General features: G+C 71.7%; 12 protein-coding genes and 1 pseudogene. 7 read left to right on the top strand and 6 right to left on the bottom strand.

Annotation, left to right across the window (positions count from 1 at the left end; genetic code table 11):
• Positions 1 to 4: 4 nt before the first annotated feature.
• The 4 genes from C4V41_RS40545 to C4V41_RS40530 form a co-directional block, all read right to left on the bottom strand.
• Complete coding sequence (locus C4V41_RS40545; protein ID WP_103961328.1) at positions 5 to 1,438, bottom strand: L-fucose/L-arabinose isomerase family protein; 1,434 nt, start codon at positions 1,436 to 1,438, stop codon at positions 5 to 7.
• Positions 1,439 to 1,449: 11 nt separating this feature from the next.
• Complete coding sequence (locus C4V41_RS40540; protein WP_103961327.1) at positions 1,450 to 2,340, bottom strand: discoidin domain-containing protein; 891 nt, start codon at positions 2,338 to 2,340, stop codon at positions 1,450 to 1,452.
• Between the two features lie 13 nt (positions 2,341 to 2,353).
• The gene (locus tag C4V41_RS40535) at positions 2,354 to 3,925 is read right to left on the bottom strand and encodes an alkaline phosphatase D family protein (protein ID WP_103961326.1); all 1,572 of its coding nucleotides are present in this window, start codon (positions 3,923 to 3,925) and stop codon (positions 2,354 to 2,356) included.
• 93 nt (positions 3,926 to 4,018) lie between these two features.
• Positions 4,019 to 4,816, bottom strand: a complete 798-nt coding sequence (locus tag C4V41_RS40530) for a DeoR/GlpR family DNA-binding transcription regulator (RefSeq protein ID WP_235030689.1) — start codon at positions 4,814 to 4,816, stop codon at positions 4,019 to 4,021.
• 190 nt (positions 4,817 to 5,006) lie between these two features.
• On the opposite strand from C4V41_RS40530, the gene C4V41_RS40525 reads away from it, so the two are divergent.
• From C4V41_RS40525 to C4V41_RS66225, 6 genes and pseudogenes are all read left to right on the top strand, one after another.
• Positions 5,007 to 6,308, top strand: a complete 1,302-nt coding sequence (locus C4V41_RS40525) for an extracellular solute-binding protein (protein ID WP_103961324.1) — start codon at positions 5,007 to 5,009, stop codon at positions 6,306 to 6,308.
• A 5-nt stretch (positions 6,309 to 6,313) separates the two neighbouring features.
• Positions 6,314 to 7,219: a carbohydrate ABC transporter permease gene (locus C4V41_RS40520; protein WP_235030688.1), complete on the top strand. Its 906-nt coding sequence runs from the start codon at positions 6,314 to 6,316 to the stop codon at positions 7,217 to 7,219.
• Positions 7,216 to 8,028: a carbohydrate ABC transporter permease gene (locus tag C4V41_RS40515; RefSeq protein ID WP_235030687.1), complete on the top strand. Its 813-nt coding sequence runs from the start codon at positions 7,216 to 7,218 to the stop codon at positions 8,026 to 8,028. The genes C4V41_RS40520 and C4V41_RS40515 overlap by 4 nt, the downstream gene beginning before the upstream one ends.
• Positions 8,025 to 11,576, top strand: coding sequence for a hypothetical protein (locus C4V41_RS40510; protein ID WP_103961322.1), 3,552 nt, complete (start codon positions 8,025 to 8,027; stop codon positions 11,574 to 11,576). The genes C4V41_RS40515 and C4V41_RS40510 overlap by 4 nt, the downstream gene beginning before the upstream one ends.
• A gap of 77 nt (positions 11,577 to 11,653) precedes the next feature.
• A pseudogene (locus C4V41_RS66230) lies at positions 11,654 to 13,735 on the top strand (glycoside hydrolase family 95 protein); the annotation flags it as partial.
• 6 nt (positions 13,736 to 13,741) lie between these two features.
• Positions 13,742 to 14,983, top strand: a complete 1,242-nt coding sequence (locus C4V41_RS66225) for a LamG-like jellyroll fold domain-containing protein (RefSeq protein WP_235030698.1) — start codon at positions 13,742 to 13,744, stop codon at positions 14,981 to 14,983.
• A gap of 29 nt (positions 14,984 to 15,012) precedes the next feature.
• Here the strand turns inward: C4V41_RS66225 and C4V41_RS40500 are convergent, their stop codons facing one another.
• Both C4V41_RS40500 and C4V41_RS40495 read right to left on the bottom strand, forming a co-directional pair.
• On the bottom strand, positions 15,013 to 15,876 hold the full coding sequence (locus C4V41_RS40500; RefSeq protein ID WP_103961321.1) for a 5'-methylthioadenosine/S-adenosylhomocysteine nucleosidase family protein: 864 nt from the start codon (positions 15,874 to 15,876) through the stop codon (positions 15,013 to 15,015).
• Positions 15,863 to 17,620 carry a hypothetical protein gene (locus C4V41_RS40495; RefSeq protein WP_146103962.1) on the bottom strand — a complete coding sequence of 586 codons (1,758 nt, stop codon included), beginning with the start codon at positions 17,618 to 17,620 and terminating at the stop codon, positions 15,863 to 15,865. The genes C4V41_RS40500 and C4V41_RS40495 overlap by 14 nt, the downstream gene beginning before the upstream one ends.
• 89 nt (positions 17,621 to 17,709) lie before the next feature.
• Between C4V41_RS40495 and C4V41_RS40490 the strand changes: the two genes are divergently transcribed.
• Entirely contained in the window at positions 17,710 to 18,450 is a 741-nt protein-coding gene (locus C4V41_RS40490) for an NUDIX hydrolase (protein ID WP_235030686.1), read from the top strand.
• Positions 18,451 to 18,746: the final 296 nt, after the last annotated feature.

Raw genomic sequence — 18,746 nt, 5'->3', positions numbered from 1 at the left:
GCGATCAGCCGGGCTGGACGTGGGTGACCTCCGCGCCGAGCAGGTCCGCCACCGCCCGCAGGTCGGCCAGGCGGTGCCCGGTGCCCAGGGCCCAGTGGTGGGAGATGCCGCTGGCGCTCCACGCGTCCGTCCACTCGCCCGGGTCGCAGCCGAAGTCCACCCGGGACGTCGTGTTGCCGATCTGCAGCAGCGGCCCCGACACGACCTCGCCCTCCGAGACCACGAAGCCGTAGCTCCCGTCCCTGGCCTGCCGCAGCCCGAACGCGGTCACCGGGCCACGCGTCACGTCGAACTCGACCGACACGCCCCACCCGCGCTTGCCGTGATAGACGCCGAGGCCGCGCAGCAGCGGCCGCCGGGAGCTGATCGCCAGGTGGGCGGGGCCGTCGTGCCCCATCTCCACGTGGCCACGGGCGAAGTCGAGGGCCTGCAACTCGGTGAACGAGCCGCCGCCGCCCAGCCGGTCCATGATGAGCATGGCCAGCGAGGTGCGCAGCTCGTACTCGCCGGCGGCGGGCACGCCCCGCGCGGTGAGGAGGGACGCGCCCAGGATCATGCCCGCGCCGAGCCGCTCGTGGATCTCGCCGTCCAGGCCCCGGTGGTAGTAGGCCAGGCTGTCCAGCTCGAAGTCCTCGACCAGGCGGTCGAGGCCCACCGACACGCGGGCCGCCCACGCCAGGTCGTCCTCGTCCACCGAGTCGGCCAGGTCGAACACCTCGCGGGCCAGCGTCACCCGCTCTGCGGCCTCGGCGTCGGTGACCTTCTCGGTGCGTACCCGCAGGTCGTCGAACTCCAGCACCTCCACGTGGCCGCCGAAGTTCGCGCTCACCAGCGTCAGGTCGGTGGCCACGTCCAGCATGCCCGGGTAGAGGTGGCCCATCAGGCCGTGCCGCCCGTGGCGCAGCGCGGCGCGTACGCCCGCCGCGCGCACCCAGCGGCCGATCCGCTCCCACGCCCGCTCGTCCTCCAGGTAACCGGAGACCGAGCGGAACGGGATGCCGCAGCGGGTGAAGGCGTTGGCCATCTCCGGCAGCGGGCAGGCGCCGCAGTAGGCCAGCCACTGGCCGGTGTCGAACGTGGCGTGGTCCATCGACTCGGTCGGCTGCAGGTTGATCAGCAGCACGGGCGCGCCGCTGCGCTGCGCGATCGGGACGAGCATGGTGGCCGTCATGTACGTCGTCAGGAACCCGACGATCAGGTCACAGCCCGCCGCCCGCAGCTTCTCCGCCGCCTCGGCCCCCTCCTGGGCGTCGGAGACGAAGCCGACGTCCACCACCTCCGCGTCCAGCTCGCCCATACGTTCGGCGACCCGGGCGGCCGAGCGCTGGAGCTGGGGGAGCAGCCCGGGGAACTGCGGCCAGTAGGCTCCCAGCCCGCCGGCGACCAGGCCGACCTTGGGACGGCGCGGGCTGATGCGGGTGAACGTGCTTTCGGTCACGATGGATTCTCCTAGCGGGCTTCGACCTCGATGATGCGCGTGTAGTCGTTGGCGCCGTTCGACGCGAGCGCGACGATGCGGACGGCGTCGGCCGTGACCGGCGCGAAGTCGGAGCGCACCGTCCCGGCCGTGTTGCCGCGCACCTGCGCGACCGTCTGCCACTGCCCGCCCACCTGGGCCTGTACGTCCCAGTCGCGCAGCCCGTGCCGGGAGGCGGGATAGCGTTCGGTGTCCAGCGTGTACAGATCCACCCGGGACACCTGCCGCGCCCCGCCCAGCCCGATGGCGATCGTGTCGGGCCAGGCCCTGGCGGTGGCGTCGTTCCAGCCGTTGCCGCCGGCCCAGCCGTTCGACGAACGGTCGCCGTCGGCGACGCTGCACGGCGGGTAGTTGGCGTTGGTGTGCTGGGAGGAGGCGGTGACGGGGCGGCGCAGCGCCAGGTTGCCGCCGTTGTCGAGACCGTCCACGGGCACGACCTCGACCGGCACCTTCAGGGTCTGCGCGGGCGTGCGCAGGCGCAGGCCGTACGTGCCCTGCTTGATGTCGGGCGGGACGGCGACCAGCAGCTTCGCGCCCAGCTCGTAGCCGGGTGGCAGGTAGCTGGTCAGCATCGACCGGGACGCCGTCAGCGGGGGGTCGATCTCCACCTGCATGGTGGCGTACGTGGCCTTCTTGGCGTCGCTGCGCAGGCCGATGTCGATCCGGGCGGGGCAGGCGGGGTCGACGCCGATCGGGGCCACGAGCTTGTCCGCGCCCGCGATCGGGGTGAGCCTGCCGGTGCCGTGGGACGTGCCCGGCCTGACCTTGACGGACAGCGACGAGGGCGGTTGCTCGGGCTCCCACGCGGCGGCCGTCGTGGTGAGGGTGGCGGCGACGGCCAGCGCGGCGGCGAGAATACGCATGATCCGTTCCTTCCTAGAGGGCGTGCAGCCCGGGGGCGCCGTCGAGGGTGAGCAGGCTGGCGCGGGTGGAGACGGGGGCGCCGGGGCGGTCCACGTACGGGACGACCTTGAAGTCCGAGCGCCACTGGCCGCGCGTGACCTCGCAGGAGACGTAGCCGCGCTGGTAGCTGGAGAAGCGCAGATGCGGGTTGACCGGGTCGGAGCCGCCCGGCGGCACGCCCGTCGAGGCGTTGCCGTTGCCGCCGCTGCTGACCGAGGTGCACACGAACTCTACGCCGATGGGCGGCGTGGTGGCGTCGTCGAAGTCGGCCCGCAGCTCGCCGGCCAGGTTGTAGTGGATGTCGCCGGTCAGCACCACCGGGTTGCTGACCTGGCGCTCGGCCATGCCGGTGAACAGGCGGTCCTTGGCGGCCCGGTAGCCGTCCCACAGGTCCATGCTGAGCCGCTGCGCCGGTCCGGCGTCGTAGTCGAGCTGCATCATGGCGACCTGCTGGGCCAGCACGTTCCACTTCGCGCGGGAGGCGCCGAGGCCGTCGAGCAGCCACCGCTCCTGCTCGGCGCCGATCATCTGCCGGGCCGGGTCGAGCCGCTCGGCGCAGTCCACCTGCTGGCCGTCGCCGCACACCTGGTCGTCGCGGTACTGCCGGGTGTCGAGCACGTTGAACTCGGCCAGGTCGCCGAAGGTGAACCGGCGGTAGATGCGGGCGTCCGGGCCCCGCACCTCAGGCACGCGGACGGGCATGTTCTCCCAGAAGGCGCGGAAGGCGTTGGCCCGGATCACCAGGTAGTCCTGCTCGGTCACCTCGCCGCCGGGGCCGTAGCGGCCCGCCCAGTTGTCGAGCACCTCGTGGTCGTCCCAGGTGACGATCCACGGCGCGCGGTGGTGGGCGGCCTGGAGGTCGGGGTCGCTCTTGTAGAGGCCGTACTGGACGCGGAAGCGGTCGAGGGTGTCGCACTGCACCCGGAACTGCTCGGGCACCGGGGTGTTGCGGGTGCCGCCGGATGGCACGATGCCGTACTCGTAGATGTAGTCGCCCAGGTGGAAGACCACGTCGGGGTTCTCGTCGGCGAGGTGGCGGTAGGCGGTGTAGTAGCCGTCCTGCCACGAGGCGCACGAGGCGAACGCCAGGCGCAGCGCGTCGGGGCTGCTGCGCGGCGCGGGCGCGGTCTTGGTCCGGCCGACGGGGCTGAGCTCGCCGCCGGCGCGGAACCGGTAGAAGTACTCGCGGCCGGGCCGCAGGCCCTTGGCGTCCACGTGCACCGAGTGTCCGTACTCGGGGGTGGCCCAGGCGGAGCCGTGGCGGACGCGGCGGGTGAACGCCTCGTCCTCGGCGATCTCCCAGTCGACCTGGATCCTGTTGTACGGCAGCCCGCCGAGCGGCTCCAGCGGCCTGGGCGCCAGGCGGGTCCAGAGGATCACCCGGTCGGGCAGCGGATCGCCGGAGGCGACACCGAGCCGGAACGGGTAGTCGGCCTTGACCGCGGCCCGCGCCTGGGCGGTTCGCGGATCGGCCAGGTTCGTGGTGAAGGCCAGGGCGAAGGCCGCGCTGCCTATCCCGAGGAAGCCTCGGCGGGAGGGATGCATGCTGCTTCCTAAGCTGGGGGGCGAAAGCCCTCACTTTGTAGCAAGCAGCCGAGCACTTAACAAGATGCAAGTTACAAATAACGCAGGATCGCGTTACATTTGTGCCACCTGAACGTTCGCATGGTGGTCGCGCAGCCGCTGCAGCAGCTCGGCCGGGGCCCCCGAGTCGACCACCACGACGTCGAAGTCGTCGAGCGGCGCGACCCGGTGGAGTGCCACGCGGGCCAGCTTGGAGCCGTCCACGGCCAGCACGCGGCGCGCCGCCGAGCGCAGCATCGCCCGCTTGACCAGCACGATCTCCTGCTCCTGGTGGTAGGCGTACTGCTCGGAGATGGCCGAGGTGGAGACCACGACGACATCGGTGCTCACCGCCTCGACCGCGTCGACGCAGCCGAGCCCGAGAAACGAATCATGCGTGGCGTGATATTCGCCGCCCAGCGCGATGAGCCGGATGTCGGACCGGCCGGCCAGCAGCCTGATCGCCTCCAGGAAGTTCGTCACGACGGTCAGCGGGGCGAGTTCGTCGAGGTGGCGGGCCACGGCCAGCGCCGTCGTGGAGTCGTCGAGCATCAGCGAGCTGCCCGGCTCGATCAGCCCCGCCACCACCCGGGCGATGGCGTCCTTCTCGGCCGTGTGCGCCTTGAGCCGGTAGGCGATGTTGCTCTCCCACACGTTGCTGGCCTGGGCGGTCGCACCGCCTCTGACCTTGCGCACCATGCCCTGGCGTTCGAGCTCGTCGAGGTCGCGGTGGACGGTCATCAGACTCACGCCGAAGCTCTCCGCGAGCTCCGTGACGGAGGCGGAACCCCGGCGCACGATGTGCTCGGCCATGCCCTGCCATCGCGCTGACCTGCTGGAGGTGTGCTGACGCGCATTCACCTGTGTGTCCACCGTTTCCACCCTGTCTCCGACCCTGTCGGACGGCTGCGCATCCTACCCTTGACACCCCGCTGGGGCGACTCGTACTCTCCCCCCACCGCCAGTTTTAACATGATTGTTTGTGAACTTAACAAGATATTAAAACGTTCGCATCCAGCTCTCGGGGATCTTCAGCTTTCCGCACGACCGAGGAGACAGCGACATGACCGACCTGCTGCACGGCGCCAGGGTCAGCCGCGGCCAGTTCCTGCGCATGATGGGCGGTCTGGCCGCGGCCACGCTCGCCACGGCCTGTTCCACCAGGCCCGAGACCACCGCGACCACCGGTGGGGCCGCCACGACCGAGCTCAAGTTCATCGGCGTGGCCGACCAGAAGACGCCGATGGACGAGCTGGCCGCCGCCTACGCGAAGGTCAAGCCGGCCGTCCGCATCACGCCCTCCTACGCGCCCACCGACCAGGTACAGACCTCGGTGCGCACCCAGCTAGGCGCCGGCAACGCCCCCGACCTGCACGTGGTCTATCCCGGCAACGGCAGCGCGATGTCGATGTCCCAGATCGCCGGGGCCGGGCTGCTGGCCGACCTGTCCGCGCAGACGTGGACGCAGACCATCCCCGCCGGGTTCAAGCCCGCCTTCCAGCTCGAAGGCAAGACCTACATCTACTCGGCCGGGTCGTCGGTGATCGGCGCGGTCTACAACAAGAAGGCCTTCGCCAAGGCCGGGATCGACGCGCCGCCGACGACGTGGACCGAGTTCCTGGCCGTGTGCGACAAGCTCAAGAAGGTCGGCGTGGTGCCGATCGCGCTGGGCGCGCAGACGCCGTGGGTCACCCAGTTGATCACGTACGCGCTGGTGCCCTCCACCGTCTACGCCAAGGACCCGACGTTCGACGACAAGCAGCTCGCCGGGCAGGCCAGCTTCGCCGACTCGGGCTGGCGGCAGGCCATGGAGATGTACCTGGAGCTGCAGAAGCGCGGCTTCTTCAACGACAAGCCGAACGGCACCACGTTCGAGCAGCAGACCTCCATGGTGGCCACCGGCAAGGCGGCCATGGCCATCCAGGTCTCGGCCGTCCTGCCCGACTTCCGCAAGGCCGCCTCCTCGCCCGACGACCTGTCGATGTTCCCGCTGCCGGGCGCCGACGACGCGAACCAGGTGTGGATCCCCGCCGGCGTCGTCGTCGGGCTCGGGGCCAACGCCAAGGGCCGCAACGCCGAGGAGGCCAAGGCGTTCATCGACTACCTCGGCAAGCAGGAGAACATCAACGCCTGGGCCAAGGCCATCGCCGCCATCCCGCTCACCCAGGACGCGAGCTCCACCATCGACCCCGCCGTCCAGTCGTTCCTGCCGTTCACCAAGGACCGCGCCGTGCCGTTCATGGACCAGCGCTGGCCGAACGCCGAGGTCCAGCCGGTGCACTTCGCGGTCGTCCAGGAGTTGCTGGCCGGTGACTCCACGATCGACGAGGCGCTGAAGAAGATGGACGAGGCGTACCGGAAGTGACCCCCGTGACCGCAGGGCGGAGCCGGCCCGCCCACGCCGCGCGGCGGCGGCGCTTCGACGCCGCCGCGCCGTCCTGGCTGTTCGCCGCGCCCGCCCTGGCCGTGTACGCGCTGATCGTGCTGTACCCGGCCATCTCCGGCGTCGTCTACGCCTTCACCGACTGGAGCGGCATCGGCCGCGACATGTCCTTCGTCGGCCTGGCGAACTTCCGCACCCTGCTGGACGACGAGCAGGCCATGGGCTCGATCGGCAACACGTTGCTGCTCACCGTGGCCATCGTGGTCGTCCAGAACGGCGTCGGCCTGCTGCTGGCGCTCGGCGTGCACGCCAAGCTGAAGAGCCGCGCGCTGCTGCGCGTCGTCTTCTTCGCGCCCGTCGTCGTCAGCCCCGTCATGGTGGCCTTCCTGTGGAAGTACATCTACAACCCCGACCCGGCGGCCGGCCTGAACGGGCTGCTCGGCCTGGAGGTGGACTGGCTCGGCGACCCGTCGGTCGCGCTGTGGTCGATCGCCGGCATGGTGGTGTGGCAGTACGCCGGCTACAGCATGGTCATCTTCCTGGCCGGCCTGGAGGGCGTGCCGCGCGAGCTGCACGAGGCCGCGATGATCGATGGGGCGGGCACCTGGCAGCGCTTCCGCTACGTCACCTGGCCACTGCTCGCCCCCGCCGTGACGATCAACCTGATGCTCTCCACGATCGGCGGGCTCAAGCTCTTCGACCAGATCTTCGCCGCCACCAACGGCGGCCCCGGCTACGCCACCGAGACCCTGTCGACCGTGCTCTACAAGCAGGCGTTCGTGTTCGGCAAGTTCGGCTACAGCACCGCCATCGCGCTGGTGCTGGCGCTGTTCGTGGCCGCGGTGTCGCTCATCCAGGTGTACTACCTGCGCGGACGGGAGGTGACCGCGTGAAAAGGACGTTCTGGCTTGAGATCGTCATGATCGCGGCGGCGGTGGCGTTCATGTTCCCCGTCTACACGCTGATCTCTCTGTCGCTGAAGGACCCGGCGCAGATCTCGTCGTCGCCGCTGGCGCTGCCCGACCCGCCCACGCTCGGCAACTTCGCCAGCGCCTGGTCGGCGGCCGCGCTCGGCCCGTCGCTGGTCAACAGCACCGTGATCACCGTGGTCAGCCTGGTGGCGCTCGTCGCGCTCGGCTCCTTCGCCGCGTACTTCCTGGCCCGCGTGCGGACCCGTCTCGGTTACGGCCTGTACGTCCTGTTCCTGCTCGGCATCGTGCTGCCCTTCCAGCTCGGCATGATCCCGCTGTACGAGCTGGTGACCGACCTGGGGCTGATCGGCACGCACGCCGGGATGATCCTCTTCTACACCGGCATCCAGCTCCCGTTCACCGTCTTCCTCTACACGGGCTTCATCCGGGCGCTGCCCCGCGAGTACGCCAGCGCCGCCCAGATCGACGGCGCCTCGCACCTGACGGCGTTCACCCGCGTGGTCTTCCCGCTGCTGCGGCCGATCACCGGCACCGTGCTGATCCTCAACGCCGTCTTCATCTGGAACGACTTCTTCACCCCGCTGGTCTACCTCGGCGGCTCCGGCTTCGAGACCGTCCCGGTCAGCGTGTTCGCCTACGTCGGCCAGTACGTCTCCCAGCACGGCCTCGTCTTCGCCGGCCTCGTGCTCGGCGCGCTGCCGATCGTCGTCGTCTTCCTGCTGCTGCAGCGGTACGTCATCAAGGGCTTCTCCAGCGGGCTCAAGGGATGAACGTCTTCGACGTCTTCCGCGAGCCGCCGCGCACGTTCTCCCCCGCGGCGATCTGGTGGTGGAGCGGTGAGCCGCTGCGCCGGGATCGGCTGCGCTGGCAGATGGAACGCCTGGTCGCCGGGGGTGTGCACAATCTCGTCATCCTCAACCTGGCCCCCTCAGGGCCGATGTTCGGGGCCGGCGCCGACGACCCGCCGTTCCTGTCGGAGGCGTGGTGGGAGCTGCTCGACGGGGTGTGCGAGGACGCGTACGAGCTGGGCGCGCACCTGTGGTTCTACGACCAGCTCGGCTTCTCCGGGGCCGACCTGCAGGCGCGGCTGGTGCAGGAACGGCCCGAGTTCGCCGGGCAGTGGCTCGCCGCCGACGGGTCGGTCACGTCGCGGGGCTTCGACTATCTCTCGCGCGAGGCGTGCGCGGTGCTGCTGGACCGGGTGCACGGGGAGTTCGAACGACGGATCGGGCACTGGTTCGGCCGGGTGATCGCCGGGTCGTTCCAGGACGAGCTGCCGACGCTGCCCACCTGGTCGTCCGGGTTCGCCGCCGAGCATCTGGCCCGTCGCGGGCAGGCGTTCGACCTGGACTCCCCTTCGCCGGACTGGCGGGCGTACCAGGTCACCCGGGCCGAGCTGGCCGAGGAGGCGTTCTTCCGGCCGCTGGCCGAGTGGCACGCCCGGCACGGTCTCGTGCACGGCTGTGACCAGCAGGATCCCGCCCGGGCGGGGCATCCGGTGGACGGGGTGCGGCTGTACGCCGACTACGCGCGGACCCACCGCTGGTTCGGGGCGCCCGGCTCCGACCACCACGGCGACGCGCGTCTGCACTCCTCGCTGGCCCACCTGTACGGGCGGCCGCGCACCTGGATCGAGGCGTTCCATTCGAGCGGGTGGGGCGGGACGCTGGAGGAGACGTTCGACTGGCTGCTGCCGTGGCTGCGGGCCGGGGCCACCCTGTACAACCCGCACGCCGTCTACTACACGACCAAACGCGGCTGGTGGGAGTGGGCGCCGCCGTCCACCGACTGGCGTCAGCCGTACTGGCGGCACCACCGGGTCTTCGCCGAGGCCGTCACCCGGCTGTGCGCGGCCCTGTCGCTGGGCCGGCACGCCTGCGACGTCGCCGTCCTGCTTCCGACGGCCACCGCGCAGGCCGGGACGGGGGTGGACGGCGCCGGCCGGGCCGCGCTGCGGGCGCAGGAGGTCTATCGCGAGCTGGTGGGCGACATGGCCTGGTTCGCCACCAAGCCGGGGGTGCTGGACCGGCTCGGCCTGGACGCGGACGTCATCGACGAGGACTCGGTGCGGCGGGCGGTCGTCAAGGACGGGCGGCTGACGGTGTCCACGGAGGCGTACCGCGCCATCGTGCTGCCGGCCGTCACGGTGCTGGAGGAGGAGGTGGCCGACCGGCTCGCGGAGTTCGCCGCGAGCGGCGGCCTGCTGATCGAGGTCGGCGCCGAGCAGGTCCCGGCCGGTGGGCCGGTGGACGGGCCGGTGGATTGGCCGGTGGATGGGCCGGTGGATGTGCCGGTGGATGTGCCCGTGGACGTCGCTCGGCTTGGGGCCCGGCTGGGGGCTCGGTTCGTGGCCGGGGCCGATCGGCTGGGGGAGGCGCTGGGCGACCTGGAGCGGCGGGTCGAGGCGCCCGTGCCCGCGCTGGTGCGGCAGGACGGGGAGACGACGCTGGTGTTCCTGCCGGCCGCGTTCCCCATGGCCAGCCGCATCGGGGTGGGGCGGCCCGAGGAGCGCGGGGTGGACCTGGGCTGGCTGGACGCGGTCATCGACTTCGACCCCGCCCGGTACGCCCGCGAGATGCCGATCACCGTCCGGGGCGTCTCGGGGACACCGCTGCTGCTGCGGCCCTTCTCCGGCGGTGAGGCGGTGGCGCTGCCGTACACCAGGGACGGTGACGCCGTGCGGGTCGTGGTCCCGTTCGACGACGGGCCGGCGGCGCTGCTGGTGTTCGACGGTACGGAGGCCGAGCCCGCCTCGCGGCCCGCCTACCCCGTGGAAGTGGATCTCGGGGACGAGTGGGACGTCGAGCTCGTGCCCACCCTGGACGACACCTGGTCGGACTTCGGGGGCGGGGCGGGGGTCGAATGCCGGACCCTGCGCACGCCGGACGGGGTGCCGGTGGACGTGACGTTCGGGCCGCGCGGCGAGCAGCGAACCGGCGCCGGGCCCTGGACCCCGTCGGTGTGGTCGTCCTCCCGGGGGCTGCACAAGGATCCGGTGCACCGGGAGACGCTGGGGCCGAAGGGCCGGGTGCCGGTGGAGTTCCTGGCGTTCGGCCGCGTCGAGGCGGGCATGGAGGCGCGCTTCCGCACGGTCGTTACCGTCCCTGACGGCGGTCCCGCCTGGCTGGCCATCGGCGCCGGGGCGGCCAAGACGGTCTGGCTCGACGGGACCGAGCAACCGCGTTCGTCCGTGCCACTTGAGGACCACGGCTACGCCGCCGTGTCGCGCCTGCCCATTCCCGCCGGGGAGCACCTGCTGGAGCTGGTGCTCGTGCCGGACGAGGAGCTCGACCTGCGGGCGTACGTCTGCTTCGTGGCCGACCCCGCCGGCGCGGCCCGGCCGGAGTGGATCGCGGGCGCGCCGCTGGAGACGGTCGTGCACGTGCCGGGCCCCGGGCCCGCGCTGCTGCAGGTCGCCTCCACGTCGTTCTGCCGGGTGCTGGTCAACGGCGTCGAGGCGGGCCGGCAGGGCGGCTTCGACCCGTACGCGGAGGCGGACATCCCGCGCGTGCGCCGTTACGACGTCGCCCACCTGCTGCGGGAGGGCGCCAACACGGTACGCGTCGAGTCCGGCGGCTGGGTGCTCACCGACGGCCTGGCGGTCTCCGGCCCTGACTGGTCACCGGCCCCGCGCGTCCGCCGCCGCCAGCACGGCGACCCCGCCGCCCTCTGGCTCCTGCCGCGCCCGCACCCCCTCCCGGAGACGCACTGGCTGACCGATACCCCCGGCGCTGTGCCTGTCGTGTTCGCGGTGCCGGGGGCGCGGGCGCGTACCGAGCTGTTCCTGCTGGACGTGCCTCCCGGGGCGACCGGGATCGAGGTGAACGCCCTGGGCCGGGCCGAGGTGCGGGCCGAGTTCGGCGGGCCGCACGGCGAGGCCGAGATCCGGGTGGACACCACCCCCGGCGCGCAGGCGGGCGCCGCCTTCACCGGCCCCGTCCGGTTCACCTGCGGGCCGGGGCGGATGCGGCTCGGCGACTGGGAGGAGCGCGGGCTGGCCGGTTACAGCGGCGGCGTACGGTATCGGACCACGATGGACGCCCCCGCCGGGCCGGGCGCGCTCGACCTGGGGCGCGTCAGGGGCACCGCCGAGGTGAGCGTCAACGGGCGGCCCTGCGGCGTCCGGGTGTGCTCTCCTTACGTCTTCGACGTCGACCTCGACGAAGGCGCCAACGAGATCGAGATCCTCGTGCTCGGCACCCTGGCCCCCTACATGGACGAGGCGAGCCCCACCCACTTCGTCTTCCCCGGCCAGCGCACCACCGGCCTGTTCGGCCCGGTCCGGTTGCGATGCTCGAAAATTTCGGAAAGCCGATGACATGAGAGGGGCGCCTTGTTGCCGTCCGATTTCGGTGCTATCTCCTTGTGGGGATCGCCGCCTGATCGGAGGAATCAGTGGCCCACCCCCCACGCCGACGCTTCAGCGCTACCTTGATCGTCGTGTTCACCCTAGCCGCCGGGCTCCCGGCCCCTTCCTACGCCGCCCCCGAACCGGAACAGACACCCGATGACTTGACCCTCTGGTACGACAAGCCCGCCACCGACTGGGAGACCCAGGCCCTGCCCATCGGCAACGGCCCCCTGGGCGCCATGATCTTCGGCGGCGTGGCGTCCGAGCGGATCCAGTTCAACGAGAAGACCCTGTGGACCGGCGGCCCGGGGTCGCCGGGCTACGACCATGGCGGCTGAAAGACCCCGCGGCCGGACGCCATCGCCGAGGTGCGGCGGCGCATCGACCGCGACGGCTGGATGACGCCCGCCGACGTGGCCGCCCTATTAGGCCAGCCCAAGACGGGCTTCGGCGCGTACCAGACCTTCGGCGACCTGCGCCTCGACCTCCCCGGCGCGCCCGAGAGCCCTGCCGGTTACCGCCGCGAGCTGAGCCTGCGCGAGGCCGTGGCCCGCGTCGCCTACACCGACGGCGACGTCCGCCACGAGCGCGAGTACTTCGCCGCCAACCCCGACAACGTCATCGTCGGCCGCCTCTCGGCGGACCGGCCGGGCCAGGTGTCGTTCACCCTGCGCCACACCTCGCCGCGTGACGACAAGACGGTCACGGCCGCCGGCGGCCGGCTCACCATCCGCGGCACGCTGCGCGACAACCGGCTGCGGTTCGAGGTCCAGGTCCAGGTCATCATCACGGGCGGCAGCCGTACCGACGCGGGGGACGAGATCACCGTCACCGGCGCCGACAGCGCCGTGTTCGTGCTCTCGGCCGGCACCGACTACGCCGGCACGTACCCGGACTATCGGGGCGAGGACCCGCACGCCCGGGTCACCGCCGCGGTGGACGCCGCCGCCGCGAAGGGCTACGACGAGCTGAGGCGGGCGCACGTCGCCGACTACCGCAGGCTGTTCGACCGGGTGAAGCTGGACCTCGGCCAGGAGACGCCGCGGGTTCCCACCGACCGGCTGCGCAGGAGTTACACCGGCGGTGGCGCGGCCGACGACCGGGCGCTGGAGGCGCTGTTCTTCGCGTACGGCCGCTATCTGCTGATCTCCTCCTCCCGCGAGAACGACCTGCTGCCCGCCAACCTGCAGGGCGTGTGGAACGACTCCACCAGCCCGCCCTGGTCGGCCGACTATCACGTCAACATCAACCTGCAGATGAACTACTGGCTCGCCGAGCAGACCAACCTGCACGAGACGACCCGCCCGTACGACCGCTACATCGCGGCGCTGGTCGCGCCCGGCCGCAAGACCGCCCAGGACATGTACGGGGCCCGCGGCTGGGTGGTCAACAACGAGACCAACCCCTTCGGCTTCACCGGCGTGCACGACTACGCCCAGTCGTTCTGGTTCCCCGAGGCCGCCGCCTGGACCACCCAGCACCTGTACGACACCTACCGCTTCACCGGCGACACCGGCTACCTGCGCGAGACCGCGTACCCGGTGATCAAGGGCGCGGCCGAGTTCTGGCTGGACTTCCTGCACACCGACCCGCGCGACGGCAGGCTCGTCGTCTCCCCGAGCTACTCGCCCGAGCACGGCGACTTCTCCGCCGGCGCGTCGATGTCCCAGCAGATCGTCCGCGAGGTGTTCACCCACGCCCTCGCGGCCGCGAGGACGCTCAAGGTGGACGAAGGGCTGCGGAAGGAGCTGAGCGCGGCCCTCGCCCAGCTCGACCCCGGCCTGCGGATCGGCTCCTGGGGCCAGCTCCAGGAGTGGAAGACCGACTGGGACGCGAGGACCGACACCCACCGGCACGTCTCCCACCTGTACGCCCTGCACCCCGGGAACCAGATCACCCCCGGCAGCCCCGAGGCGCGGGCGGCAGAGGTCTCGCTGACCGCGCGTGGCGACGGCGGCACCGGCTGGTCCAAGGCATGGAAGATCAACTTCTGGGCGCGGCTGCTGGACGGCGACCACGCCCACAAGATGCTCGCCGAGCAGCTCAAGAGCTCCACCCTGGACAACCTGTGGGACACCCACCCGCCGTTCCAGATCGACGGCAACTTCGGCGCCACCTCCGGAATCGCCGAGATGCTGGTGCAGAGCCAGAACGACGTCGTACGCGTGCTGCCCGCGCTGCCGTCCGCCTGGCGGGACGGGTCGGTGTCGGGCCTGCGGGCGCGCGGCGACGTCACCGTGGACGCCACCTGGAAGGACGGCGCCCCCGACACCGTCACCGTGCGTCCGGGGAGGACCGGCCCGATCAAGGTCGCCTCCCCGTTCGTCGCCGGCCGCTACCGGGTCTTCGACGAGCGAGGTCACGAGGTCGGCCCGCGCCGCGACGGCGACACGCTGAGCTGGAACGCGCGGGCGGGCAAGGCGTACACCATCCAGAACGAGGCCGCCGTCGCCCTGAAGACGCCCGCCACGGCCAGGCCGGGCACCCCGTTCGAGGCCCAGGTCACGGTCACCGCCACCCGGCGCCGCTCGGTGCCCGCCTCCGACGTGGCGCTCGCCGTACCCCAGGGGTGGACCGTCGAGCCGGCCACCCGGCACCTGCCGGGCGTGGCGCCCGGACGGTCGCGCACCGCCGCCTTCACCGTCACACCCGGACCGGCCGACGGCTCGCGGCGGGCGGTGCTCTCGGCGGCGGTCACCGGCTCCTGGCAGGGCGCGGCCACCGCCGTCCTCGCCCTCGAACCCTGCGCCCCGCCACCGGCCGGTTCGGTGCTGGTCGCCTGGGACCCGAAGGAGGGCGGCACCGTCGCCGACACCTCCGGCAACGGCCGCCACGCCACCGTCACCGGCACCGCCGCCTACGACGCCACCGCCCCGACCGGGAGCGGGCTCACGCTCGACGGCGACACCTACCTGACCACCGCGGGCACCACGCTCGGCCTGGTCAGGGAGGCCACGTTCGCCGCCGAGGTCAAGATCGCGGGCAGCGGCTACCGCCGCCTGTTCGACTCCCAGCGCTCCGGCGACCCCGGCACCGACGGCGTCCTCATAGACGTGACGCCGGCCGGCACGCTGCGCTTCATCGGCGCCGGCGCCAACGTCGGCCTGAACACCACCCTGCCCACCGGCCGCTGGATCGACCTCGTGGTCACCCTCGACCGCTCCGGCGCCATCACCGTGTACGTGGACGGCGAACGCAAGGCGACCGGCCAGGCCACCTCCGACGGCATCACCGGCTGCACCGCCCGCCCGCTGCGCTTCGGCGCCGACCAGGGCGGCGGCCAGCGGCTGACCGGCGCCGTGGACCGCGCCGCCATCCTCGCCCGCGCCCTGACGGCCGGCGAGGTCCCGAACTGGCGCCGGCTCGCCTTCTGACCCGGAACCGCCGTCCGCCCGGCGCCGGGTCAGGGCCGGGTGGACGGCAGGTACGGCAGCAGGTGGCGCAGCGTGAGGGCGGCGTTGCGGGCCGCGCGGTCCTGGTGGTCGTCGTTCTTGGCCGCGCTCGCGTCGTCGGAGATCCCGCGCACCACCACCCACCCCCGCACCGCCCCGGGGCCGTCCTGCTCGTGGAAGGCCTGCGTCAGCCCGCCCGCCTCCATGTCCACGGCGAGGATCTTGTCGTTGAACGCCCGCAGATAGCGGACGATCTCCGACTCGGCGTCCGCGATCACCGCGTCCCCCGAGCCGATGGGCCCGGTCAGCACCCGGAACCCGCCCGGCAGCACCGCGGGCTCGCCGTACGCGGTGAAGAAGGAGTTGACCGCGTGCCCCATCACGGCGGGCGACTCCCGCTCCTCACCCCTGCGCCGCCGCCCGGACCGGGTCTCCTTGCGCAGGTCGTAGTAGACGACCCTGGTGGTCACCACGACGTCGCCCACCTCGATGCCGGGATGAACACCCCCGCCGATGCCCGCCAGCACCACGACGGCGGGCCGGTAGTGCCGCCGCAGGTGGTCGAAGGCGACGACGGCCGAACGCTGCCCCTGCGACAGGGCCCGGAGCGCGACGACCCGCCGGGTCGTGCCGCCCGTGGTCACGTCGCCCTCGAAGAAGGGCAGGGCGGCACCGCCGGCCGGGCGCAGCCCGAGCACCTCATGGGCGGCCCTGGCCTCGTTCCCGAGGATCGTGATGACGCCGACGTCCGCGCGCCCGGGGACGTCGTCCTCGCGGGGCGCGGCCGAGACGTCGACCCGCGCGTTGTCGCCGACGGCGGACTGGTGCATGGTCACATGACCGCCGTAGTTGACGAAGCCGCTATTGCCGCTCATCGCCGTGACCTCCCTCAGAGCTCTTGTCAGGTTCGCGGCTGTCCTGGCGCACCTGGGCGTTCGTGCCGACGGCCGACTGCCTCATGTCGACCTTGCCGCCCATGTTCAGCACGCCGGTGTTGATGATCCGGTCGGCCCGCTTCCTGAAGGCCGAGGTGTCGATCTTCCGTTCTTCGAGGAAGTCCTGGACGGCGCTGAGCAGGCGCTGCTCGATGAGCTTCACGTGGTCCTCGATCGTGACCTCGTCCAGCCGCGCGTCCTCCCACGGCGTCGACTTCTCCTCCCGGACGCTGATCCGCGCGCCGATGGCCATCCCGCGGCGCGGCTTCAGCATGCGGTTCTTGCGCGCCCGCAGGGCCCCGGCCACCAGCCCAGGGGCCTGGACCAGCCGCCAGGTCCCGGCGGCCCGGCACGGCAGGAAGGGCAGCTCGCGCAGCGCCGAGCGCAGGACGGCGCCCGCGTCGTTCTCGCGGTAGGCGTTGAGCACGTGGTACTCGGCCGGGGTCCGCGTCAGCGCGCACGCGGCGAAGTAGAGGCTCAGCGCCCTGCCCTTGACCGTCAGCCGGAGGAAGACGGTCGTGACGATCTCACCGGCGACGCTGGCGCAGAACTCCAGGAAATGGTGCTCGTCGCCGTACGGCTCGTCGATGATGGCGTTCAGCTCGGCCTCACTCGGTGGCTGCCGCAGCCAGCCGGCGGGCGCGGGCACGTCGGGCTCGGCGACGTACACGCGGTCGCGCACCGTGAACCCGCGCAGGGCGGTGGGGTCGCTCTCGTCGCCCATGGGAGCCATGACCTTCTTCAGGTACTTCACGAGCTCGTGCGGCTGGAACGGCGCTCTGGCGTGCTCGCGCTCCTCCAGGGGCCGGTGCTCGACGGCGTCCACGAGCCCCACCGCCGACAGGAGCTGGACGGTGAACGGGGGCAGCCACCGGTGCACGAGCTGGCCGCTGCCGACGAAGGGGATCAGGTCGCCGTCGATGAGGTCCCAGTCGAGCTCCTCCGGCTTCTTGGTCCCGGTGTCCTGGGGCTTGGGACGGCGGTAGACGACGTACGGGTGTGACTGCTGGTCGGAGATCGCCTCCTGGCGCGGGGACAGCTCGGCCGGGCGCAGCGAAGTGGCGTGGTACATGCGGTTGAGGCACACCTGTTGCGCGGCGCCCCTGCCCGCCACCACCACGGCCATCGCCGCGAGGACGATTCCGGCGGTCCGCATGGTGTCGCCGAACGCGTCGCCGGCCGGCGCGGACGCCATCAGCGTCACCAGGGCGAGCAGCACGCACGCGATGGCGCCGAGCCGCAGCCGGCGTCGGTGCTCGCGCAGCTCGTCGGACTGGCTGCGCCACCGCACCCGGTGCAGCCAGTGGTCGGCGACCTCCTTGGCCCACAGCGGCAGCACCACCCGGGCGCTCTTGACGATCATGCCGCACGTCCACCAGAACGCCAGGGCGCAGGCGACGACGATGGCGGCAGGACGGCTGACGGCGCAGCCCGCCGCGAAGAGCCCGAGCAGCGCGAGGTCCTGCGCGGTCTGCAGCCGCCACGCCCGCCAGGCGTGCACGACGACGGGTACGAGGTCGAACCCGTACGACGGAGCGACCAGATGCCGCGGATCGTTGTGCACCCGGCGAAGGACGACGACCCGCAGTTTGGTGTCGAGGTGCACCCCCGTGCACAGATGCCGCGTGGCCGTGTCCTGCCGTAAGGCCCCGCCGTGTTCTTGACGCGTGGTGGATCGGCCCATGTGGCCCTCCAAACCCCCGTTAAGGTCTAATTGACCATAAATGGCGGAGTTGATTGGGTCAAGGTGACCATAGGTATGGTGGGTGCGTGGTGAACCGGGCATCAAAGCATGACGGGTCGGCGTCGGCGGCGGTGACCGTGGACTTGGTGATCTTCACCGTGCTCGACGCGGGGCTGCGGGTCCTGCTGATCGAGCGGGGCAAGCCGCCCTTCAAGGGGGAGCTGGCCCTGCCGGGCGGTTTCGTACGCGTCGGTGAGGACCTCGACCAGGCCGCGCTCCGCGAGCTGGCCGAGGAGACCGGCATCAACGGTAACGAGCTCTACCTGGAACAACTGCGCACGTTCGGGGCGCCGGGGCGCGACCCGCGCGGCCGCACCTTCACCGTCGCCTATCTCGCGCTCGGCCCCAACCTGCCCGCGCCGGTGGCGGGCACCGACGCCGCGACCGCGCACTGGGCGCCCGTCGAGGCGGCCCTGGCGTCCGAGCTGGCCTTCGACCACCTGGCGATCCTGCGGGAGGGGCTCGACCGGGCCAGGGCCAAGCTGGAGTACACGACGGTGGCGGCGGCCTTCTGCCGGGAGCCGTTCACCATGGCGGAGCTGCGGCACGTCTACGAGGTCATCTGGGGGTTCCCGCTCGACCCCAGCAACTTCCGCCGCAAGGTGACCAAGGCGACGGACTTCGTGGTGCCGACGGGCGAGCTGCGCACGCCGGAGATCGGCCGGCCCGCCGCGCTCTACCGCCGGGGGCCGGCGGCGCTGCTGTTCCCGCCGATGCCGCGATCGGCCGATGGGGAACCGGCGTCGTACGCCTCCAGTGCGCGCGTTTAGGTCACCTTGACTCAAATCGGGGCCCGCGATATGGTCCGAATGACCTTAAATATTGCAGTCGTTGTTGAAAATCTCTCTCGCCGGATAAATATCGTTTCCTGATCTCGCCTCCGAGACGGCTGTCCGGCGGGGGAAGTGGGGACCCGTCGGGCAGCCCGGGGACCGAAAGGTCCAATAAGCGCGAGTCAAATACCGATCGCCTATGGATCGAGGGATCCGGCGATATTCAGGGCGGTGGTGGTGCCGATACTCTGGATTCGCCATTTCACGTTGCCGCTTGGAATCGCACCTTATTA

Source organism: Nonomuraea solani, from assembly GCF_900108335.1.
Lineage (GTDB): Bacteria > Actinomycetota > Actinomycetes > Streptosporangiales > Streptosporangiaceae > Nonomuraea > Nonomuraea solani.
Note: the sequence above shows the minus strand (reverse complement) of the source record. Positions and strands in the feature narration are given on the sequence as shown.